Source organism: Clostridiales bacterium (genome assembly GCA_017569285.1).
GTDB lineage: Bacteria > Bacillota > Clostridia > Christensenellales > Aristaeellaceae > Aristaeella.
Genome location: CP069419.1, coordinates 208,768 through 231,586, shown reverse-complemented (window position 1 = coordinate 231,586; position 22,819 = coordinate 208,768). Strand labels below are relative to the sequence as shown.

Below are 22,819 nucleotides of genomic sequence, written 5' to 3'. Positions count from 1 at the left end.
TCATCAGCAGATCAGCAGCAGTGATCTGGGATGGATCATAAAACACGCTTCATCCATGCGGCGGATTTCACCGTCGATATTGAACCGGAGGCCTTTTCCGCGAATGGTTACCGATTCCGCGAGCTGATGATTGGTAATCCTGAATTTCAATGCGCGGGACAGCATCAGTCCGGGAAGGTAAAACGGAATCTTCCATCGGGGAAGCTTTCGGATCATAACCAGATTCAGCTTCCCGTCCGCGGGATCCGCATCCGGACAGATGGGGATCCCGCCGCCGATGTAGCGGCCATTGGCAACAGAACAGATCAGGTATTCACCGTCTGCACGGATGCCGTCGTAGGAAATCTGCAGGTTGACCGGGTCAAAAATCCGGATTGCCTGCAGAAGCCCGAGAAAATACGGTGTCAGACCCCGGTACTTTTTCTTTTTGTCATCCGCGCACTCCAGAACGGTTACGTCAAACCCGGTACCGCAGACATTCAGAAAGAATTCGTCATTCAGGGTACCGGTATCCACCGGCCTGGCAGGACGGTCCAGCATAAAACGCATTGCGGTCTCAGGATCTTTCGGAATACGGACAGACTTGATGAAATCATTCCCGGTTCCGGCCGGGATAATTCCCATCGGAGTGGAACCGCCGGAAAGGCCGGCGGCCACTTCCGTCACTGTGCCGTCTCCTCCGACAGCAATGACAGCGGAAATATCGGGATTACCGCTCAGCGAATGGGCAATATCCGTTGCCTGCCCCGGGAAAGAAGTTTCATGGATCTGATACTCAGCTCCCAGGGTATTCAGAATACCCTCCACCTTCTTCATAGCCTGCAGGGAATAGCCGTTTCCGGCAACCGGATTGAGAATGAATTCATACCGCATGGACTTTTATCTCCGGGCCGGGGCTCAGAAAGCACCGGCGATTCTGTCCGCAATCTGCTGACCGGTCAGGCCGTATTCTGCCAGAAGATCGGCCGGCTTTCCGCTCTGGCCGAAGATATCATTGATGCCGATCTTTTCAAAATGCTTTACGCCGTTTCCGATAATGGCAGAGGCGACTGTGTCGCCCAGGCCGCCGATGACGGAATGTTCTTCAACGGTGAATACTTTTCCGCAGCGGGCAGTGTAGGCACGCGCCAGTTCCTCATCAAACGGCTTCAGCGTATGGAATGAGACGATGGCGGCGTCAATTCCGCGGGCTGCCAGCAGCTCGGCGGCTTCCAGGACATGCTCAAGCATGATGCCGCAGGTAAAAATGGCACAGTCCTTACCATCCCGGATTACGGTTCCCTTTCCGACTGTAAAAGGACGGGGATCATAAACCGGAGTGGCCAGACGGGAGGTACGGATATAAACCGGGCCTTCAATCTGTGCGGCTGCTTCCACGCACTGATAGCATTCATTTGCGTCGGAAGGAACAAGGACCGTCATGTTCGGAAGAACGCGCATCAGGGCGATATCTTCAATCGCCTGGTGGCTGCCGCCGTCTTCGCCGAGGGTAATACCGGCATGGCTGAAACCGAATTTGACATTGAATTTGGGATAGCATACACCGTTCCGGATCTGGTCATAGTTCCGCCCGGCAAACACGGCAAACGTGGAGCAGAACGGAATCAGGCCCATCGTGCTGATACCGGCTGCCATATCCACCATGTTGGCTTCGGCAATGCCGCAGTCGTAGAAACGTTCCGGGAATGCTTTTTTGAAGGTGCCGGTCATCGTTGCGGAAGCCAGGTCGGCATCCAGTACCACGACGCGGTCGTTTTTTTCGCCCAGCTTGACCAGGGCTTCACCATATGCGGCACGAACTGCTTTCTTTTCCATTGTTTCAGTCCTCCAAATCTTTCAAAGCCTGAGCGGCCTGTTCAGCATTCGGCGCCTTTCCGTGCCAGCCGACCTGGCCTTCCATGAAGCTGACGCCCTTCCCCTTTACGGTGTTCAGGATAATATAGCGCGGCTTGCCGGGACAGGCAGGAACACGAAGCGCATCCACAACCTGCTGCATATCATTTCCGTCAGCCACCTCGATGACGTCGTAGCCGAAGGAAAGCGCCTTCGCCTTGATATCGCCAAGGCTCATGACTTCGTCATTGGTTCCGTCAATCTGCATTCCGTTATGATCCAGGATGACGGTCAGGTTATCCAGGTGATAATGGGCGGCAGCCATGCTGGCTTCCCATACAATGCCCTCCTGGCTTTCCCCGTCGCCGACGACCGTGTACACATGGCAGGGGTTGCCGGTGTGCTTGGCGCCCAGCGCCATACCGACTGCGATCGATATGCCCTGGCCGAGCGATCCGGTGGAGGCATCCACGCCGGGGCACTTCTTTGTATCCGGATGCCCCTGCAGAATACCGTGAAGCTGGCGGAACCGGTCAAATTCCTCACGACCGAAATAACCGCGTTCGCACAGGGTACCGTAAAGGGCAGGTGCGGCATGTCCCTTGGAAAGGACAAACCGGTCACGGTTGGGATCCTTGTCATTTGCGGGATCCACATTCATGATTTCGAAATAGAGGGCAACCAGGGCATCGGTGCAGGAAAGAGACCCGCCCGGATGACCGGCTCCTGCTTTTGAAATCATGGTAATAATATCCCGCCGTACCTGGCGTGCCTGTTTTTCCAATGCCTGAATATCCATTCTTTTACCTCCCCGGATTCACATTTTCCAATCAGGAATTATAGGATTTTGGTATACAAAAGTCAATCGGATGCCCGGCAGATCAGTAATTTTCAGCATTGACTTCGAAGTAACTCTGCGGATGGGCGCAGACGGGGCAGATTTCCGGCGCTTCCGTGCCGACAACAATGTGTCCGCAGTTACGGCATTCCCAGATTTTGACACTGCTTTTTTTGAATACTTCGGCTGTTTCCACATTCCGGAGAAGAGCCCGGTAGCGTTCCTCATGGTGCTTTTCAATTGCAGCGACCCCGCGGAATTTGGCAGCGAGTTCAGGAAATCCTTCAGCCTCTGCGGTCCGCGCAAAGCCCTCGTACATATCCGTCCATTCATAGTTTTCGCCGTCAGCGGCTTCTCTGAGATTCTCGGAAGTGCTGCCGATTCCGTTGAGTTCCTTCAGCCACAGCTTGGCATGCTCCTTCTCATTGTCAGCTGTTTTGAGAAACAGCGCGGCAATCTGCTCGAAGCCGTCTTTTTTGGCCCGGGAAGCGAAATAGGTGTATTTGTTTCTGGCCTGTGATTCTCCCGCAAAGGCGGAAAGAAGGTTTTTTTCAGTCTGCGTACCGGCATATTTGTTCTGGCTCATGATGAAACCCTCCTGTTTTTTGATTTGTGACTAATAAAAATTATAACAGACGGAAGCGGCTGAAATCAATAAGAATTCCTGTTTGTTCTGTGCATCTTGCGGCAGGGCGGAAGACAGGGGGGATACCGGATGACCAATCTTGCCTTTCATGCCTGGTTGATGTAAAATAATTTGAATGTTTTGGAAGGATGTGCGGACCATGACGAAATTGGAAACAGCTGTTCTGGACCTTCTGAAGGAAGACTGCCGCCTGCCGCTGGAAAAGATTGCCATTATGACAGGCGCACCGCTTGAGGAAGTTGCTTCAACCATTGAGGACCTCGAGAAGAGGAGAATTATCCTGCGTTATGCGCCGATGATCAATTGGGATCTGACTGACCGCGAACGCGTGGAGGCGATGATCGAAGTCCGTGTTACGCCTCAGCGGGATATGGGTTTTGACGCGATTGCACGGAGGATCTACTGCTTTGACGAGGTAAAAAGTGTTTTCCTGATGTCCGGATCCTATGATCTGCTGGTGCTGGTGGAAGCGCGCACCCTGAAGGAACTGGCGGCCTTCGTTTCGGGAAAGCTGTCCCCGCTGGAAACTGTAACCGGAACAGCCACCAGCTTTGTTCTGAAGCGTTACAAGGAAGAAGGCGTTATCTTCGATAACGGGGAAACTGATCGCAGGCTGGTGATCAGCCCGTGAATTATGAAAGATTTCTGAATGCCCGGATTGCAGCGGTTCCGCCAAGCGGGATCCGCCGGTTTTTCGATATTGCCGCCGGTATGAAGGATACAATATCCCTGGGCGTAGGTGAACCGGATTTCAAAACGCCGTACAGCATCCGCAATGCGGCGATTGATTCCCTGGTGGACGGGGAAACCCAGTATACGGCGAACCGGGGCCTGCCTGTGCTCCGGAATGAGATTTCACTGTACCTGCAGGGACGCTATGGACTCAGCTATGATCCGGAAACGGATATTCTCGTGACCATCGGCGCCTCTGAGGCGATCGACGTTGCGCTTCGTGCCCTGATCGAGCCGGGGGATGAGGTCCTGGTTCCGGAACCGAGCTATGTTTCTTATTCCCCGGGGGTGATCTTCGCTGGAGGGAATCCCGTTGGTGTGATCACAAAGGAAGAAGACGATTTCCGCCTGAAAGCCAAATGCCTGGAGGAAGCAGTTACGCCCCGCACAAAGGTTCTGATTCTGCCCTACCCCAACAATCCGACAGGCGGAATCATGGAACAGCAGGATCTGGGGGAAGTTGCAGAATTTGTCCGGAAGCATGACCTGATGGTCATTTCAGATGAAATCTATTCAGAACTGGTATATGACGGGAAAAAGCATTTCTCCTTTGCAGCATTGGAAGGAATGGCGGACCGTACGCTGACCATCAACGGATTCAGTAAATCCTTTGCCATGACTGGCTGGAGGGTGGGCTATGCCTGCGGACCGGCGGAAATTATCGGTGTAATGAACAAAATCCATCAGTACAGCATTATGTGCGCTCCGCGCCAGGGACAGATTGCTGCTGCGGCTGCCCTGCGGAACGGCCGGGAGAACGGGTACGAGGAAATCAGCAGAATGCGGGACAGTTATGACCGCCGGCGTCGTTATATGGTAAATGCGTTCCGGGAAATGGGCCTGGCATGCTTTGAGCCCTATGGCGCGTTCTATGCGTTTCCGTCGATCCGTACGACCGGTATGACCAGCGAGGAATTCTGTGCAAGACTTCTGCGGGAAAAGAATGTGGCGGCTGTTCCGGGAACGGCTTTCGGGCCTTCCGGTGAAGGAAATATCCGGTGCTGCTATGCCACATCCATCGAAAAGATTACGGTGGCAATGGAACGCATTTCGGAGTTTATTCATTCGTGCTGACAGGATATGGAGGAACGGGAACAATGAACCGGAGAATGATTTCGCTGCTGCTCTGCCTGATTATGCTGATTCCGGCGGGACTGGCGGAAGGGTTTGACGATGAACTGGAAATAACGGAAATTCTGGAGTTTCTTCCGGAAGAACCGGGAAAGAAACTGACGCGGGACAGTGACGATGCCGTCATCATGACGATTACATGCACGGGTGATTTCACAATCGGCGGCGACAATTACCACAAAAAGGATATTTTCACCCCTGAACTGAATGCCCATGACGGGGATATCAATTTCACCATGTCCAACGTCCGCGATATTCTGGTGAACGATGAACTGACCATTGTCAATTTCGAAGGGACATTTACGGATACAACCTATGTGCCTTCCAACAAAAAGGAAAATGAATTCCTTTTCAACATCTCCCCGTCCTATGTTTCCGTTCTGACAGATAACGGGATTGAAGCGGTGTCCCTGGAGAACAACCATGTGATGGACCATGGCGATGAGGGGTATGAGGATACGAAAAACACCCTGCGGGATGCGGGGGTCATCTACTCCAATTCGGAAGAAATGGGCATCTTTGAATTCGAAGGAATCCAGGTGGCCATGCTGTCCTACCTCTGCATTGACCGGTACGGAAAACCATTTGGCGGATATCCGACCTTTGAGGAAAAAGTTGCGGCGGATATTGCCAGTGCCAAGCAGTATTATCCGCTCGTCATTGTATCATTCCACTGGGGGCTGGAACCCACTTCATCCCAGCCCAACCGCGGATATAAACCGACAGATAACCAGATAAGGCTTGGCCGTCTGGCAGTGGACAGCGGCGCGGACCTGGTTGTCGGGCATCATTCCCACAGGGTTCAGCCGATTGAATGCTATAACGGGGTATATATCTGCTATTCACTCGGCAATTTCTGCTTTGCCGGCCATAAAAGCCCGAGAGACATGACTTCCATCATGTTCCAGATCCGGTACAAGATTAAAAACGGGACGGTTTCATACAAGGATTTCCGTGTAATTCCGATCCGTATCTCATCCAAACAGAAAATTAACGATTTTATTCCGACTCCCTTCAAACCCGGTGCGGAATCGGATTCCATTTTCAGTACGATGCGAAGCAATTACAATACGAAAGGCCTGGATTACGCGGTTATGGAGTTTCCGATGGAATTTGAATGACCGCAGTCTCTGTTTGTGCGGAGGATAAAACATGAATGCTTCCTTTTTGCTGGATGTGCTGCAGGAAGCCGGCATTGACTTTTTTACCGGTGTGCCGGATTCATTCCTGAAAGGGCTGTGTGATGAGCTTTACGGCCGCTTCGGAACCGAAAGCGTTCATCATATTGTGGCGCATAATGAGGGCGGAGCAATCGGCCTTTGTGCAGGCCATTATCTTGCAACAGGCCGTCCGGCTCTATGCTATATGCAGAACAGCGGCCTGGGAAATGCCGTGAACCCGCTGGCTTCTCTGATGGATCCCCGCGTATATGGGCTTCCCTGTCTGCTGGTGGTCGGCTGGCGGGGTGAGCCGGGGCTAAAGGATGAACCGCAGCATGTGAAACAGGGCGAAATTACACTGGGACAGCTGGACCTTCTCGGAATACCGTGGAGAATCCTGACGGCCGATACAAGTGAAGAGCAATTCCGCGTTATTTTTACAGAACTGAATAAATTCCTTTGTGATGGAAAATCTGCGGCGCTTGTAGTGAAGAAAGGAGCGCTCGTTTCCGCATACAGACCGGATTACAGCAACGGATTTACGATGAAGCGCGAACGGGCAGCGGAAATCCTGCTTTCCTCGATGGATGACCGGGATGTGGTGGTATCCACAACCGGGAAGCTGTCCCGGGAGATATTTGAAATACGGGAAAGAAGCGGCCGTTCACATGATCACGATTTCCTGACGGTCGGATCAATGGGCCATGCTTCCATGATCGCGCTCGGGATGGCGGAGGCTCTGCCGGACAGAAGAATCTGGTGCCTGGATGGCGACGGTGCGGCACTGATGCATATGGGAGCCATGCCGGTGATCGGAAAGCGCTCCCCTGCCCGTCTGATTCATGTGGTGATCAATAACGGGGCGCATGAAACGGTGGGCGGTATGCCGGTCTGTTCCGGCTGCCTGAATCTGGAAAAGGAAGCGGAGGCAGCCGGTTATGCAAAGGTCCTCTCGGCCGACTCGGAGGATACGCTGGTGGAAGCACTGAAAAGCATTTACAATATAGAAACAGGCGGGCCGGTGCTGCTGGAAGTGCGATGCGCATGCGGAGCCCGGAACGATCTGGGACGTCCCACAACGACCCCAAGGGAGAATCGTGACGCGCTGATGGAATTTATTACAAAAAGTTAACATTTTTGACCACAAGATGTAGTATGAATCCGTTGACTGAATTCGCATATTTAGATAATATATGATAAGTGATGACAGTTGACGGAGGTGAAAATATATGATTGCCGGTTATCAGTGCAGACCGGTCTTTCAGTATCAGTTCCGTCCCCTGATGAAGGATCACAGAGCAGCCGACGGCGGCTTTTGCATTATCCTGTACGAGAACAGCATCCTGTCATTCAGCACCTATGATGTAAATGGTGCTTTCCTGGATGAGTTGTGCTTTTCTCTTCCGCTGCGGATTATGCCCTGCTTCTACAGCCTGCTCCGGAATGCCGGGAGCTGGCTGGGGGCCTGCCCCTGTGACCTGCGTGCGGCAAATCTGACACCGTATGCTTCCTCATTTGCGTTTGATGGTTATGATCCTGTCCGTGTCTGGGGGATCAATGACCTGCTGGCACAGCCGGCAGGATCTGAAGCCGGATTCTTTACACGGCACATTTATGTTCTGTTCGAGGATATTGCCAATCTTTTTGCTGAGAACGGAATTCGCCTGATGCTGGACGGTTTTACATGGGATACGCAGATGGTTCGTCCATTCAGGAAGAACCAGATGAATTACTCCGGCCGGCTTGGAGTTGTCTGATTTGCAGTTGATAAAACATAAACGCCGTTCAGGCGTTTTTTTCATCAGGGAGGAAAAAGAATGACAATTCAGGAAAAAGCCCGGGCATGGAAAGAATGCCCGATCATGACCGATGAGCTGATGCAGGAACTGCATTCGATGAATGATGCGGAAATGAATGACAGCTTTTATCGGGATCTTGCGTTCGGAACAGGCGGACTTCGCGGTGTTCTGGGAGCCGGAACGAACCGAATGAATATTTTCACGGTAATCCGGGCAACAAGAGGACTTGGAGCTTATCTGAAGGAACAGTTCGTGCAGCCGTCCTGTGCGGTCAGCTTTGACAGCCGGATTCACAGCCGGGATTTCGCGGAGATCACTGCGGCATCGCTGGCAGCCATGGGAATCAAAGCATATATTTACCCGGTACTGGAGCCGACACCGATGCTCTCTTTTGCGGTCCGGCATCTGAAGGCTTCAGCGGGTGTCATGATCACTGCTTCCCATAATCCAGCCGCCTTTAACGGATATAAGGTATATGGGCCGGATGGCTGCCAGATTACACTGGACGCCGCCCGGGCAATTCAGGAACAGATTAACCTGCAGCCTGCACTGGCGGATTCGGTACCGGATTTTGAGGAGGGCCTTCGCTCCGGGATGATCCGGTATATCTCTGCGGAAACTGTGGAAGCCTATTATCAGGCTGTGCTCAGGCTCCAGATTCATCCGGTTTCAGAACCGCTGCATCTGGTTTATTCCCCGCTGAACGGTACCGGCAATATTCCGGTTCGGGAAATCATGAAACGGCTTGGAAATATCACAGTGGATATTGTGAGTGAGCAGGAATTGCCGGACGGGAATTTCCCGACATGTCCGTATCCGAATCCGGAAATCCGGGAAGCGATGCAGCTTGCAATCCGAAAGATGCTGGAAACCGGTGCAGATCTTTGCTTTGCAACGGATCCGGACTGTGACCGGATGGGTGCAGCAGTGCGGAACGGAGACGACGCACGCCTTATTACCGGGAATGAAATGGGGATTCTGATGCTGGACTATCTGTGCCGGAACACATCGGCCGGTACTTTGCCCAGAGTAGTGGTCAAGACCATTGTATCCACGGAAATGGCGGAACCGGTCTGCCGCCGTTACGGCGTGGAGCTGCGCAATGTGCTGACCGGATTCAAATTTATCGGTGAGCAGATCGGGCTCCTGGAAAAAGAAGGACAGGCAGACCGTTTCCTGTTTGGCTTCGAGGAAAGCTATGGATATCTTTCCGGGACAGATGTCCGGGATAAGGATGCGGTCAATGCAGCCCTGCTTCTTTGTGAGATGGCTTCTCAGCTGAAGGCTGAAGGGAAATCCCTTGCAGACAGGCTGGAAGAGCTGCAGAGGGATTTCGGCTGTTATGCACAGCGGCTGCTGACTTTCCAGTATGAAGGAGAAGACGGACTGAACCGGATGAACCGGATTATGGAGAATCTGCGCCAGCCTTTGAACCGGATCGGCCAGGCGGAACTGGAGCAGTCAGAACGTACGGATTATCTGCAGGGTGTGAATGGCCTCCCCTCCAGCGATGTGGTGGAGTTCCGCCTATCAGGGGGACGTAAAATTGTTGTCAGGCCTTCAGGGACAGAGCCAAAGCTGAAAGCGTATCTTTTTGCCTGTGGAGATCAGCCGGCTGCTGCGGAAAAAGAACTGGACCACCTGGAAGCCGTTGTCAGCCAGCTTTGCGGAAAATAAAACTGAAAGAAAAAAAGACCGCCATGGAATATGGCGGTCTTTTTCTGACTGTCTGAATCAGAAACGGGACTGCTGCTGAGCGGCATAGCACTCACGGCAGTAGACGGGACGATCTCCACGGGGCTGGAAAGGAACCTGCGTCTCGCAGCCGCAGCCGTCACAGATCACTGTGAACATCTGGCGGGGAGCACCACCGTTTCCGTTCTGAGCGCGGCGGGCGGCACGGCAGGCCGGGCAGCGGCTGGGCTCATTCTGGAAACCCTTCTGCGCGAAAAATTCCTGTTCGCTGGCAGAGAAAACGAATTCGTTGCCGCAGTCACGGCAGGTCAGGGTCTTGTCCTCGTACATGGGAATACCTCCTAAAAATGTTGTTTACCCGCTCCATTGGTGAAGAATCGTGCCCCGTTCCAGACAATGGTCATGTAAACAACCATGGAGGAAATGAACCGTAATTAACGACCAGGGGTTGGGCTTACCTGATTAATATATCATATTTAGCCGGGCAGATCAAGAAAAAAAGCCAAAAAAGAAAACAAAAATAATACCGGCCGGTTTTACAGAACCGGATCCGGTATGGAGAGGATCAGCTTTTCCTTCTGCTGCCGGGTCAGCTTTTTGATTTCTGCTTCCCTTCGCATCGCTTCATTTCGGGATGAACAGCACTCCAGGTATACCATCCGGACGGGCCTCCTGGAACGGGTATACTTGCTTCCCCTGCCGCTGTTGTGGGCTGCCAGCCGCCCGGCAGGATTGTTGGTCCAGCCGCAGTAATAGGTTCCGTCCGAGCATTCCAGCAGGTAGGTATAAAACCCGGACGGCTGCAGGCACGCATTATTCATCACGGTTGAGAAGCTTCAGGGAACCGTTCCCTGCCATTCGGCTGAGTGCTTCTGCAATCGCGATTTTTCCGTGTGCATATGTCAGGCCGCCCTGCATATAGGCGGTGTACGGTTCACGGATCGGGCCGTCACAGCTGAGTTCAATACTGGCACCGGCGACAAATGTTCCGGCGGCCATCACGACAGGATCGTCATATCCGGGCATATCCCATGGTTCCGGAACAGCCTGGCTGTCGACAGGACTGGCGGCCTGAATCCCCTGGCAGAAGGCAACCAGCCGCTCGGGAGAGCCGAACTGGATTGCCTGGATAATATCAGCCCGCTTTTCAGTGGAGGAAGGAGTGGTAACCATGCCGAGTTTTTCAAAAACACGGGAAGCGAGGATAGCGGTTTTCAGCGCCTGGGCAACCGTATGCGGTGCCATGAAAAGCCCCTGATAGAACGGACGGTAGGAGGCTGCGTAGGAACCGAGTTCCCTCCCCAGTCCGGGAGCGGTCAGCCGGTAAGCGATCCGTTCCACACACTCTGTTTTTCCGACAATGTATCCCCCGGTCGGAGCAAGGCCGCCGCCGGGATTTTTGATCAGGCTGCCGACACAGACATCTGCGCCGTAATCGGTGGGTTCATCCCGGGTTACAAATTCACCGTAACAGTTGTCAACCATGAAACGGATTCCGGGATAACGGGTATGGATTATTTCAGCAGCTTCACGAAAATCCTCCGGAAGCAGGCTCGGACGCCATGCATACCCGCGGCTGCGCTGGGCAATGATCAGGGTGGTTTCCGGCTGGATTGCCTGCTCCATTGCGGAAATATCTATTTTCCCGTTGTTCAGTTCCAGGCAGTCAAAGGAAACCCCGTATTCCTTCAGGGAACCGGGATGCGGACGGTCTCCGATCCCGATCACACTCTGCAGCGTATCATAAGGCATCCCGGTGACACTGAGAATGTGATCCCCCGGATGAGTGAGACCGGACAGGGTCAGGCTGAGGGCCGCGGTGCCGCTTGCGACATGGGGTCTCATCAGGGCTGCTTCTGTATGGAAAACACGGGAATAAACCCGCTCCAGGGTATCACGTCCGATATCATCATATCCGTAACCGGTAGTCGGGGAAAAATGACGGTAGCTGACACCTTCATCCCGGAAAACATCCAGGATGGCACGGGTCCGGTATTCTTCGTTTTCATCAATCTGCCTGAAAATGGCCGACAGATCCTCCTCTGCGGATCGGATCAGCTTCTGAATGGTTTCCATATGGGCAATGTTCCTTTCTGTTATGCAAGAATCCGGCCGATCCGGCTGCAGGCACCGGGAATTCCGGCATCGACAAACCGGATATCCGGTATCCGTTTCAGGAAGGTGATCTGGCGCTTGGCGTAATGACGGCTTCCTGTACGGATGGCATCAGCAGCCTGCACGGCTGTAATCAGGCCGTGAATATACGGGATCATTTCCTTATAGCCGAGGGCGCACATGCTCTGGGCTGTTTCCGGGACACCGTCTGAAAGCAGGCCCCGAACCTCTTCTTCAAGACCGTCATGAAACATCTGATCCACACGGCGGTTGATCCGGTCATAAAGCATGTTCCGATCCATTGCAGTGGATACAACCCGCCATTCAAAGGGGGAATGATCAGGGCGATTTTCCTGACGGGAAAAAGGAATTCCGGTTGCTTCGGTTACCTCGATGGCACGGATTGTCCGCCGGATATCGTTCAGAGGAAGTTTGGCGGCAGTATCGGGATCGGTCTTTTCAAGGCGGGAATGCAGGATCCGCTTCCCTTCCTCGGTCAGTGCCAGTTGGTTCAGTTCTTCCCGCAAAGCGGGGTTGGCCGGAACGTTTCCCATTCCCATCGGCATCATCATTGCCTGCAGATACAGCCCGGTCCCGCCGACAAACAGGACGTTTTTCCCTGCATGATACAGCTCCCGAACCAGGGACTCCGCTTCTGTGACATACTCGGATACACTGAAGGATTCTTCCGGATTCCGGATGTCCAGGAGATGATGCGGAACAAGCTTCTGTTCTGCGGCAGAAGGTTTGGCTGTGCCGATATTCATCCGCCGGTAAACCTGCATGCTGTCCATGCAGAGGATATCCCATCCCATCTGTGCGGCCAGTTCCATGGCGAAATTGGATTTGCCGCTCGCGGTCGGTCCGGTCAGGACCCGGCATATGATTCGATCCGGCATGATTCCTCTCCGTTCAGGTTCAGTTCTGGATCCGTTTGAACTTCCGGTCCAGTTCCCGATGGCTGATGGAAACCACCAACGGGCGTCCGTGGGGACACGTCGGGGTTACTTTCTTTTCAATCATTTCCTCGACCAGGCTGCGAAGCTGGTCTTCGGAAAGCTCTTCCCCACCCTTAACTGCATGTTTGCAGGCGGTCTGAAGAAGGGCGGCGCGCTTCTTGTCAAAAGCCAGGGAATGCTTTTCATCCAGGTCCGCCAGAATATCCCGGACGAATCCGGTGGTTTCGGCTTCGCCCAGAACCATGGGAATCGTGCGGACCGCAACGTCCTTTTCCCCGAAGGAATCGATTACAAGACCGATGGATTCAAGCTCTTTCCGGTTGTCTTCAATCAGGGAAATTTCCTTGCGGGTCATAGGAATGATAATCGGTACAAGCAGCTCCTGGCCGAGATTCTGGACAGCATTTTCCTGCATCAGGCGGTCAAAGAGCAGGCGCTCGTGTACCGCATGCTGATCGACAAGCAGCAGATGATCTTCATATTCAATCAGGATAAACGTGTTGAAAACCGCACCGAAAATTTTCAGCGGCCGGGATACCTGCGGAAGAATCGTGCTGATCTGCTCGGCTTTCTCTTCCCGGAATGGTGCCGGAGCAACTGCCGCGGGGGAAAGCGGATCAGCAGCCGGAGCCGGGATACCGGAAGAAGAAACCGGGATGACAGGCGGCACGGTCTGAACGGCGAGGGCAGCCGGAGCGGCACAATACTGCTCCGGAGGTTTCACGATTTCCCGGAATACAGGTTCCGGAGGAACTGCGGGCGAAACGACAGAAGCCTGGGCAGGAAGAGTCTTCGCCATGGTGACAACGGCGGACGGCGCTGACGCAGGATTTTTTCCGGTGGCAGGAACCGGATCCTGGGGCACACGGTCACGCGTCAGGAACATCTCCACAGGCCTTTCAAAAGCATCACGGTCCTTCAGCGCTTCAAGGACAAGCGTCAGGACCGCTTCGCTGACGGCTGCTTCATCACGGAAACGGACCTGGAGCTTGTTTGGGTGGACATTGACATCGACGTTTTCAAACGGGATGCTGATATGAAGGGCACAGACCGGGAACTTCCCGATCATCACACGCTCCCGGCATGCCTGCTCCAGAGCATTGGAAAGCGTCTGACTCTGCATGATCCGCCGGTTGATAAAGAACATTTCCTGGTTTCGGTTGCCGCGGGCATTATCCCCGATTCCGACGTATCCTTTCAGAATGATGCCGTTCATATGGCCGTCCACTTTCCGCATGGTACCCAGGGCCTGGCCGCCGTAAACGGTATGGACAGCGGAGGAAAGCTGTCCGTCGCCGGGAGAATGATACAGGACTTTGCTGTTGGACAGATAACGGAAACTGATGTCCGGGCGGCTGAGGATCAGCTGGGTGATCAGTTCATTCACGGCAGCGCCTTCCACAGAAGGCTTTTTCATAAAATTACGCCGTACGGGTGTATTGAAGAAAAGATCCCGAACGATGATGGTGGTGCCGGCCGGAGCGGCAGTTTCCTCAACGGATGTGATCTTTCCGCCTTCGTTGATTACTTTCAGGCCGGTATCCCGGTCCCGGGTACGGGTGGTCAGAGTGATGCGGGAAACAGCTGCAATACTGGCAAGCGCTTCACCGCGGAACCCGAGCGTCTGGATTGCATCCAGGTCCTGTTCCCGGGAAATTTTGCTGGTGGCATGGCGTTCAAAAGCCATGCGGATATCGCTTTCGTCGATACCGCTGCCGTTATCCGTAACCCGGATGTATTCCAGACCGCCTTCACGGATTTCAATTGTCACGGAAGTGGCGCCGGCATCCAGGCTGTTTTCAATCAGCTCCTTGATCGCAGATACAGGGCGCTCCACCACTTCACCGGCAGCAATTTTGCCGATCATGCTTTCGCTGAGCATGCGGATCTTGCTCATGGTCGCAATCTCCCTTCAAGGTTACAGTTTACGGGCTTTCTCCCGGAGCAGGAACAGCTTGTTGATGGCGTCCATGGGTGTCAGGGCCATGACATCCAGTGCCTGCAATTCTTCGAGTATTTCGGTTTTCCGGTAGTCAAACAGGTCCAGCTGCTCATTCATCCGCTGCTGGCTCTGTTCCCCCAGAATATTCTGCCCGATCGTATTCTGGTTAATGTCACTGACTTCAAGCCGGGCCTGGATTTCGTGCGCCCGGACAATGACAGGCCGGGGAATACCGGCCAGGCGGGCCACATGGACACCGAAGCTTTTGTCAGCGCCGCCGCGGATGATTTTCCGCAGGAAAATAACATCCTCTCCGTGTTCCTTGACGGAAATGCAGTAATTCTTGATTCCGTCCAGGTGGCCTTCCAGCTCGCTCAGTTCATGATAATGCGTGGCAAACAGCGTCTTTGCTCCGATCCGTTCCTTGCTGCAGATGTATTCGACAACGGCCCACGCAATCGCCAGACCGTCAAATGTGCTGGTCCCCCGGCCGATCTCATCCAGGATGATCAGGCTGTTCCGCGTGGCATTGCGCAGGATATAGGCAGTCTCGCTCATTTCCACCATAAACGTGCTCTGTCCGCTGGCAAGATCATCGGATGCGCCGACCCGGGTGAATATCTGGTCGCATACAGACAGCCTCGCTTCCTTTGCCGGAACAAAAGATCCGATCTGGGCCATCAGGCAGATCAGGGCAACCTGCCGCATGTAGGTGCTTTTTCCGGCCATGTTCGGGCCGGTAATAATCATCATGCGGTTAGCATCCAGGTCCAGCAGCGTATCATTCGGAATAAAACCGCTTTCGCCGATGCTCTGTTCTACCACCGGATGCCGGCCTTCGGTAATGGCAATGGTACCGTCTTCCGTCATAAGCGGACGGACGTATCCGTTTTCGGATGCGGTCCGGCTCATGCTCTGATAAACATCCAGGTGCTTCAGGGCACTGCTGGTTTTCTGGATTCGTCCGATTTCCGCGGCAATCCGGTCCCGGATTTCATTGAAGAGCTGGAGCTCCAGCCGGACGCTCTGTTCCTGCGCACCGATGATTTTCTGCTCGATCTCCTTTAGCTCAGCGGTCATATACCGCTCGGCTCCGGTCAGGGTTTGTTTGCGGATATACCGGTCCGGAACCTGGGACAGGAAACTCTTTGTCACTTCGATATAGTAGCCGAAGACCTTATTGTACTGGATCCTCAGGTTCTTGATGCCGGTTGCTTCCCTTTCGCGCTGCTCCAGCTCAACAATCCACTGCTTCCCGCCGGTCTGGGCACTCCGGTAGTCATCCAGGATCCGGGAATATCCATCCCGGATGATTCCGCCATCCGTAATGGATACAGGCGCATCGGGATGGATGGACTGATCCAGCAGCGCGCATAGGTCATCCAGTGGATCCAGGTCTTCCCGGATCCGGCAAAGCTCTTCACTCTGCACATCCGAGAGCAGCGAACGGATGCCCGGAATCCGTTTCAGGCTGGCACAGAGGGCCAGACAATCCCTTGCGTTCAGGCTTCGGTATGAAACTTTGCTCAGCAGGCGCTCCATATCGTAAACACCTTCAAGCTCTTCTGCCAGCGTCATACCGAGAATGCGTCGGCTGACGAGTTCCTCCACGGCATCCAGGCGGCTGTTGATCAGGTCCAGTCGGATCAGGGGCTGCTCCACCCAGCTTCGCAGCAGGCGGCCGCCCATGGCGGTACAGGTTTTATCCAGAAGCCCCAGCAGGGTTCCCTGTCGCCCTTTGCCGCGAAGGCTTTCCGTCAGTTCGAGATTCCTCCGGGTATTGGAATCCAGGATCATTCCGTTTTCATCACGGATAAAGCGGACGGAGGTAATGTGCTCCAGGTCGTTCTTCTGAGTTTCCTCCAGGTATTTCATCAGCGCGCCGGCTGCGCAAACCGCTTTCCGGTGGTCATCCAGTCCGAGGCTGGTCAGCTGTCCCACATGGAAATGGGCGGCCAGTGCAGAGGCAGCATTCCGATGCTGGTACCATTCCTTTTTCTGCTCAGTCACATATCCGATTTCGCTGCCCGCTTTCTCAACCAGGCGGACCGGATCATTGCTGATGATTTCGGTGGGAGCAATCCGCAGGAGCATTGTCCGCAGATGCTCGGGAACGGGTTCGGAAACATTGAATTCACCTGTGGAGACGTCCACATAGGCAACTCCGGTCTGCTTTCCGTCGAAATAGACGCTTGCCAGGAAGTTGTTGCTTTTGTCTTCCAGCATGGAAGGATCGGTCACGGTACCGGCGGTAATGACACGCACCACATCGCGTTTGACCAGGCCTTTGGCGGTGGCGGGATCCTCCATCTGTTCACAGATGGCAACCTTGTATCCTTTGCTGATCAGCTTTTCAATATAGGTATTGACAGAGTGGAACGGGACGCCGCACATCGGTGCGCGCTCTTCGAGCCCGCAGTCTTTTCCGGTCAGTGTCAGCTCCAGCTCGCGGGAGGCGGTTTTTGCATCCTCAAAAAAAAGCTCGTAAAAGTCGCCCAGCCGGAATAAAAGCAGGCAGTCCGGATATTGGTCATGAATCTGCAGATATTGCTGCATCATCGGTGAAATTGCCATGGTATAAACCTCTCTTTACTGACATCCTCCGCAGGAAGAACAATTGCCGGAACAGCACCCGCCGGACGGATTGTCATCAACGCGGCCGGTAATCACCAGGCGGAGGATCTGGTTGACATTATCCATCATGGTCTGGAAATCCTTGCGGGCGGATTTCAGGGCGGCAATCTGCTCGTTTTCATTCATTGCCTTTTCCGCCGCCTCCATTTCCAGGCTGGCGCTGGACAGCTCTTCCGGTTTCATGTTGGCCGAAGACAGGATGGATTCAACGGCCTGCCGTTTTTCGATCATATCGGATAACAGACGGGCGGCGGTTTCATCATGGCGCACTTCGCCTTCCAGCTTTTTCATCCGGGTATATGTTTCACTGTTCAGGATGGCTTCCGCCAGTTCCTGGGCTTTCATCATTACTTCGCGCATGGTTCAGATCCTTTCCGCAGTCAGCGTGTTGTTTTTCAGGCCGGTAATCCGGCACCGGATAATACGGCCGATGTCTTCATTGCATCCTCCGGTGGTAACGGAGATCCCGTGCAGTCCTTTTCCGGAAATTTCATGCTTGCTTCTCCGGCTGAGTCCTTCCACCAGGATTTCCTCCTCCTGCCCGAGGAAACGCTTCATGGTTTCCTTTTGCAGGCTTTCCTGCAGGGCAATCAGTTCCTCAATCCGGCGGGAGGATACATCCGGGTCAATCTGGTCAGAAAAACTGGCGGCTTTTGTTCCGGTACGCGGAGAATAAATGAAAGTGAAAGCACTGTCATACCGCACTTCGCGGACCAGGTCCAGTGTATCCCGGAAGTCCTCATCCGTTTCCCCCGGAAAACCGACGATGATATCTGTGCTCAGGCCGATGCCGGGCACGGCATCACGAAGCTGTTTCACGCGTTCCAGGTATTTCTCACGCGTATAGTGGCGGTTCATCAGCTTCAGGATCCGGTCGCTTCCGCTCTGAACAGGAAGATGGAACTGGGGCAGGATATGTTTTCCGCAGGCCATCGCATCGATCAGGTCATCGGAAAGATCCTTCGGATGGCTTGTCATGAACCGGATCCGGGGGATACCCATCCGGTCCAGGTCGCTGAGAAGACCGGCAAATGACGGGTTCCCGGGCAGCCCTTTTCCGTAGCTGTTGACATTCTGGCCAAGCAGCATGATCTCCTGTATTCCGCTTTTCAGGAGATCTTCTGCTTCTTTCAGAATGGATTCCGGATCACGGCTTCTTTCCCGGCCGCGTACGTATGGAACAATACAATAGCTGCAGAAGTTGTCACAGCCGTACATGATGGTGAGATAGGCAGCATCATGGCGCAGCCGGCGGACGGGCAGCCCTTCCGGTACGGGCTCTCCGTCATCCACGACAACCGTGCTTTCCATGCTGTTGAGCGCCTGAAGCATCAGTTCCGGAAAGCGGTACAGATTGGAAGTGCCGAATGCCAGATTGACAAAGCGGTACTGCTTCATAATCTTTTCAGCCATTCCGGGTTCCTGGATCATACATCCGCATACAGCAATCATCAGGTTCGGCCGTGTCTTGCGGACCTCCTTCAGCCAGGTGATATTGCCGAGGGCACGCCGTTCCGCATTATCCCGGATACAGCAGGTGTTGAAGATCACAAAATCGGATTCTTCCCGGTTCGGAGCGGGAGTCATCCCCATTTCTTCCAGCATGCCGGCCAGCTTTTCCGAGTCATGGGCATTCATCTGGCAGCCGTATGTCACAATATAATAAGTTTCCGGACGATGCGGAAGCATGCGGATTTCATGCATGAATCCGTATTGGCGTTCAATTTCTTCCCGGGAAACGATGGTCTCCTGTTTCTTCATGCGGTTACACTCTCTTTCGGGTCATTTCCATGATTCCAAGCCTTGTCCAGCCATGAATCACGGTCTTCCGGCGGTCACGGGAAAACTGATTCTGCAGCCGTTCCAGTATCAGACTTCGGTCTGTTTCGCTCTCCATATCAATGAAGTCGATCAGGATGATTCCTGTGATATTCCGAAGCCGGATCTGGACGGCGGCTTCATCACAGGCCTCCAGGTTGGCCGCGGTAACACTGGCTTCCTTGGTGCTGCTGCCGGTGTATGAAGCGGAGTTGACATCAATGACGGTCAGTGCCTCACATGGATCAATCACGATGTTCCCACCGCTTTTCAGGGGAATTTTCCGGGCGGAAGCGGAGGAAAGCTGGTGCGCGAGATCAGCGGGCAGTGTATCGGCCCGGACTACAGAATCACCGGAATGAATGCGGTAATCATCCATCAGCTGCTGTACAGGGTCTCCGGAAAACAGAACGGTTCCGGGACGATGCTCGCCGGGGATTTTTTTCTCAATATCCTGCCAGAGAAAGAAAAGCGTTTCTGCTTCTTCCCGGATGGAAGATTCATCTGCGTTGACGGCGGAAGTACGGAGAACAAGGCCGAATGCGCCGCCGGAAACCGCCTGTCCGATTTTCCGGAGCCGATCCCTCTCCTCAGGTTCGGTAATCCGGTTGCTGACACCGATATACCGGTTCATAGGCATCAGAATGACTTTTTCGCCGGGAATTGAGAGATCCCTGCTCAGGAAAGCGCCTTTGGTTCCGTTTTCTTCCCTCCGGATCTGAACAACGGTCAGATCGCCTGAGCGCACTGCGGACCCCTGGAAACTGCTGCTGTTTTCAGCAAGGGGGAGAAAGCCGCTTTTGCTCCTGCCGATATCTGCAAATGCACATTCCATTCCGGCCATGATCCGCCCGATCCGGGCGATCAGGATATCACCGGACTGCGTATCCGAATCCGACGGGAGGTATTCCACCAGCCGGTTGTCTTCGGCAACCGCACGTGCATCCGGAAGAATGTAGATGGTTCTGTTCATCATTCAGTTACAGCAGCTCCAGAGGAGCCAGGTTTCCTTCCGTATTTTCTCCGAATAATCCGGTGCGTGTGGTCAGGAAGCGGACCGGTTCTTTCAGTCCGGCGGCTCCGGAAAGGGCTTCCATCAGCATACCGGGCTTGCAGGCTTCCTTTTCGGTCAGGGCTAGCATGGCACGGATATGCTGGCCGTTTCCGCTCAGGGAATAAATCAGCGGCTTGATATCGCATTCCTTCAGTGCGGTTTTTGTTTTGCGCATAGCCGGAATGGAAGGTTGGCTCATCATGAGCGGAATGGCGCTGTTCAGCAGTGCAGCCTCCTGCGGATCGTAAACCATCAGATCGTAGGAAGCGGCCCGAAGGGATCCCATCAGCGCAGGATGCCGGTCATCCACAGCCCGTGCCTCCTTCAGGTGCAGTTCCGGCGGCATGGCGCGGTTCATTTTCTCAAGGAATACTTCTGCATCCGTCGGTTCGGCCATGGTTACGTCCATGATCTCCCGCTGTCCGCAGGCACCGGTGCTCAGCGCGGACGCGAACGTGATCAGGATATGCGGGTTAAACCCGTTTGAATAGGCTACCGGAAGACCGCTGCGGCGCAAACCGCGCTGCATACTGCGCTGGATGTCCAGGTGGCCGATATGGCGGATTCTTTCGCTTTTCTCAAACACTGCGAGGATTCGCATATCCGCATACCCCCTTCCAGCGCTGCAGGCCGCATCCGTTGCAGCCCTTCCGGCAGTCTTTTGTGGTGACTGCCTGTTCACTCTTTTCCTTTTCATGCCAGAGGAACTGTTTGGTGATTCCGCTGTCAATGTGATCCCATGGCAGGATTTCATCCCGTCCGCGCTCGCGGTTGGCATAGAAGGCCGGATCCAGGCCGCAGGCTTTGAAAGCTTCCATCCAGGTATCAAACCGGAATGTTTCGGTCCAGCCGTCCAGAATACAGCCAAGCCGGTAAGCAGTCAGGAGCACACGGCCGATCCGCCGGTCCCCGCGGGAAACGCAGGCTTCCAGGAAACTGACATACGGTTCGTGCCAGTTAAAGTTTACACCCTTGATATTCAGCACTTTTTTCAGATGATCCTGCTTCCGGATGATTTCGGGAATTGTGTCCTGGGCAGCCCACTGGAATGGAGTAAAAGGCTTGGGTACAAAAGTGCTGGCGCTGACGGTCACCCGCAGCCCCTTGGCCCGGCGCTCCCGGGGAACGCGGAAGTATTCTTCGACCACCTTTCGGGCAAGGTCGGCAATCCCGTCCAGGTCTTCATCGGTTTCTGTCGGAAGTCCGTCCATGAAGTACAGTTTGACACTGCTCCATCCGCCTTCAAATGCATCCCGGACTTTCTCCAGGAGGTCGGATTCGGTAACGCCCTTATTGATCACATCGCGCATTCTTTGCGTACCGGCTTCCGGCGCAAAAGTCAGGCTGGTTTTTTTAACCTGCTGGGTTTCCTCCAGGCTTTCCTTCAGCACACTGTCAATCCGGAGGCTGGGCAATGAGATAGAAACCCGTTTATCCTTCATTCTCCGCATCAGTTCGCGGATCAGTTCGGGCAGGCACGTGTAGTCACCGCTGGAGAGGCTGCTCAGGCTGATCTCCTCATATCCGGTGGAGGCAACAAGCTTTTCACTCAGGTCAATAAGCTTTTCCAGGCTCCGTTCCCGAACAGGACGGTAGAGCATTCCGGCCTGGCAGAAACGGCATCCGCGGGTACAGCCCCGCATGATCTCCAGCATAATCCGGTCAAAAACAACTTCCGTGTAAGGAACGGGGATTTCTTCCGGATAATATGTCTGGTTCAGGTCGGTTACCACGCGTTTCCGGATGGTTTCCGGTACGCCCGGGGTATTGGGATGAATGCCGGTAATAATACCGGAGGCATCATATTCCACATCATAGAAGGAAGGAACGTATACGCCCTCCAGATCAGCAAGCTTTCGCAGGCATTCCTTCCGGGAAAGCCCTTTTTCTTTCCGTTCCAGGATGACCCGGTTCAGTTCGGTCATTACGTCCTCGCCGTCCCCGATCATAAAGGCATCGATGAAATCCGCCAGCGGTTCCGGATTAAAGGCACACGGACCGCCGGCGACGACGATGGGATCCGATTCTCCCCTGTCCTTTCCCTCCAGCGGTATTCCGCCCATATCCAGCATTGCAAGGATATTGGTATAACTCATTTCATACTGAAGCGTAAAACCGATGACATCAAATTCATGCATCGGATGCCGGCTTTCCGTGGACAGGAGCGGAAGGTTTTCCTCCTTCATCAGGGCAATCATGTCGGTCCATGGCATAAAGAACCGTTCACACAGGCTCCATTCTTCCCGGTTAATCAGGCCGTACAGGATTTTAAGCCCCAGATGGCTCATTCCTACTTCGTATGTATCCGGAAAACAGAAGCCGAAGTGCAGCGGACAGTCATCCCACCCTTTGACGGCCGTATTCATCTCTCCGCCGGTATAACGGGGCGCTTTCTGCACTTTTTCCAGGATTTTTTCAAAGCGTTCATTTTCGTTCATGTATTCAGACTCCCGGTAGATTTCT

The 22,819-nt window shown here is 53.9% G+C and carries 21 protein-coding genes; 6 read left to right on the top strand and 15 right to left on the bottom strand.

Going from position 1 to position 22,819, the window contains the following annotated elements; genetic code table 11:
• Positions 1–3: 3 nt before the first annotated feature.
• From JNO48_01105 to JNO48_01090, 4 genes are all read right to left on the bottom strand, one after another.
• On the bottom strand, positions 4–873 hold the full coding sequence (locus JNO48_01105) for a diacylglycerol kinase family lipid kinase (protein ID QTE68542.1): 870 nt from the start codon (positions 871–873) through the stop codon (positions 4–6).
• Positions 874–897: 24 nt separating this feature from the next.
• Positions 898–1,815: a transketolase family protein gene (locus JNO48_01100; protein ID QTE68541.1), complete on the bottom strand. Its 918-nt coding sequence runs from the start codon at positions 1,813–1,815 to the stop codon at positions 898–900.
• A 4-nt stretch (positions 1,816–1,819) separates the two neighbouring features.
• Positions 1,820–2,632 carry a transketolase gene (locus JNO48_01095; protein ID QTE68540.1) on the bottom strand — a complete coding sequence of 271 codons (813 nt, stop codon included), beginning with the start codon at positions 2,630–2,632 and terminating at the stop codon, positions 1,820–1,822.
• Between the two features lie 82 nt (positions 2,633–2,714).
• Complete coding sequence (locus JNO48_01090) at positions 2,715–3,257, bottom strand: rubrerythrin family protein (protein ID QTE68539.1); 543 nt, start codon at positions 3,255–3,257, stop codon at positions 2,715–2,717.
• A gap of 199 nt (positions 3,258–3,456) precedes the next feature.
• On the opposite strand from JNO48_01090, the gene JNO48_01085 reads away from it, so the two are divergent.
• The 6 genes from JNO48_01085 to JNO48_01060 all read left to right on the top strand — a co-directional run bounded on the left by JNO48_01085 (position 3,457) and on the right by JNO48_01060 (position 9,816).
• The gene (locus JNO48_01085; protein ID QTE68538.1) at positions 3,457–3,948 is read left to right on the top strand and encodes an Lrp/AsnC family transcriptional regulator; all 492 of its coding nucleotides are present in this window, start codon (positions 3,457–3,459) and stop codon (positions 3,946–3,948) included.
• Positions 3,949–4,028: 80 nt separating this feature from the next.
• On the top strand, positions 4,029–5,123 hold the full coding sequence (locus tag JNO48_01080) for an aminotransferase class I/II-fold pyridoxal phosphate-dependent enzyme (GenBank protein ID QTE69646.1): 1,095 nt from the start codon (positions 4,029–4,031) through the stop codon (positions 5,121–5,123).
• 23 nt (positions 5,124–5,146) lie between these two features.
• Positions 5,147–6,301 (top strand): CapA family protein, encoded by a 1,155-nt coding sequence (locus JNO48_01075; GenBank protein QTE68537.1) that lies wholly within the window; start codon positions 5,147–5,149, stop codon positions 6,299–6,301.
• Positions 6,302–6,332: 31 nt separating this feature from the next.
• Positions 6,333–7,472, top strand: coding sequence for a phosphonopyruvate decarboxylase (gene aepY / locus JNO48_01070; GenBank protein QTE68536.1), 1,140 nt, complete (start codon positions 6,333–6,335; stop codon positions 7,470–7,472).
• Positions 7,473–7,569: 97 nt separating this feature from the next.
• A complete protein-coding gene (locus JNO48_01065) occupies positions 7,570–8,097 on the top strand; it encodes a hypothetical protein (protein ID QTE68535.1) in 528 nt (175 codons plus the stop codon).
• Positions 8,098–8,157: 60 nt separating this feature from the next.
• Positions 8,158–9,816 (top strand): phospho-sugar mutase, encoded by a 1,659-nt coding sequence (locus tag JNO48_01060; protein QTE68534.1) that lies wholly within the window; start codon positions 8,158–8,160, stop codon positions 9,814–9,816.
• A gap of 57 nt (positions 9,817–9,873) precedes the next feature.
• On the opposite strand, the gene JNO48_01055 is transcribed toward JNO48_01060, so the two are convergent.
• The 11 genes from JNO48_01055 to JNO48_01005 form a co-directional block, all read right to left on the bottom strand.
• Positions 9,874–10,164 (bottom strand): zinc-ribbon domain containing protein, encoded by a 291-nt coding sequence (locus JNO48_01055; GenBank protein ID QTE68533.1) that lies wholly within the window; start codon positions 10,162–10,164, stop codon positions 9,874–9,876.
• A gap of 206 nt (positions 10,165–10,370) precedes the next feature.
• Positions 10,371–10,655 (bottom strand): GIY-YIG nuclease family protein, encoded by a 285-nt coding sequence (locus JNO48_01050; protein ID QTE69645.1) that lies wholly within the window; start codon positions 10,653–10,655, stop codon positions 10,371–10,373.
• The gene (locus JNO48_01045) at positions 10,648–11,910 is read right to left on the bottom strand and encodes a methionine gamma-lyase family protein (protein ID QTE68532.1); all 1,263 of its coding nucleotides are present in this window, start codon (positions 11,908–11,910) and stop codon (positions 10,648–10,650) included. The genes JNO48_01050 and JNO48_01045 overlap by 8 nt, the downstream gene beginning before the upstream one ends.
• Positions 11,911–11,930: 20 nt before the next feature.
• A complete protein-coding gene (miaA, locus tag JNO48_01040) occupies positions 11,931–12,848 on the bottom strand; it encodes a tRNA (adenosine(37)-N6)-dimethylallyltransferase MiaA (GenBank protein QTE68531.1) in 918 nt (305 codons plus the stop codon).
• A 19-nt stretch (positions 12,849–12,867) separates the two neighbouring features.
• Positions 12,868–14,805 (bottom strand): DNA mismatch repair endonuclease MutL, encoded by a 1,938-nt coding sequence (gene mutL, locus JNO48_01035; GenBank protein QTE68530.1) that lies wholly within the window; start codon positions 14,803–14,805, stop codon positions 12,868–12,870.
• Between the two features lie 21 nt (positions 14,806–14,826).
• On the bottom strand, positions 14,827–17,424 hold the full coding sequence (mutS, locus tag JNO48_01030; GenBank protein ID QTE68529.1) for a DNA mismatch repair protein MutS: 2,598 nt from the start codon (positions 17,422–17,424) through the stop codon (positions 14,827–14,829).
• Between the two features lie 15 nt (positions 17,425–17,439).
• Entirely contained in the window at positions 17,440–17,844 is a 405-nt protein-coding gene (locus tag JNO48_01025; GenBank protein QTE68528.1) for a YlbF family regulator, read from the bottom strand.
• A 3-nt stretch (positions 17,845–17,847) separates the two neighbouring features.
• On the bottom strand, positions 17,848–19,245 hold the full coding sequence (gene miaB / locus JNO48_01020; protein ID QTE68527.1) for a tRNA (N6-isopentenyl adenosine(37)-C2)-methylthiotransferase MiaB: 1,398 nt from the start codon (positions 19,243–19,245) through the stop codon (positions 17,848–17,850).
• Between the two features lie 4 nt (positions 19,246–19,249).
• Entirely contained in the window at positions 19,250–20,278 is a 1,029-nt protein-coding gene (locus JNO48_01015; protein QTE68526.1) for a ribonuclease E/G, read from the bottom strand.
• A gap of 4 nt (positions 20,279–20,282) precedes the next feature.
• Positions 20,283–20,957, bottom strand: coding sequence for a TIGR03936 family radical SAM-associated protein (locus JNO48_01010; GenBank protein ID QTE68525.1), 675 nt, complete (start codon positions 20,955–20,957; stop codon positions 20,283–20,285).
• On the bottom strand, positions 20,935–22,794 hold the full coding sequence (locus JNO48_01005) for a TIGR03960 family B12-binding radical SAM protein (GenBank protein ID QTE68524.1): 1,860 nt from the start codon (positions 22,792–22,794) through the stop codon (positions 20,935–20,937). Before JNO48_01005 ends, JNO48_01010 begins: the two co-directional genes overlap by 23 nt.
• Between the last annotated feature and the right edge of the window lie 25 nt (positions 22,795–22,819).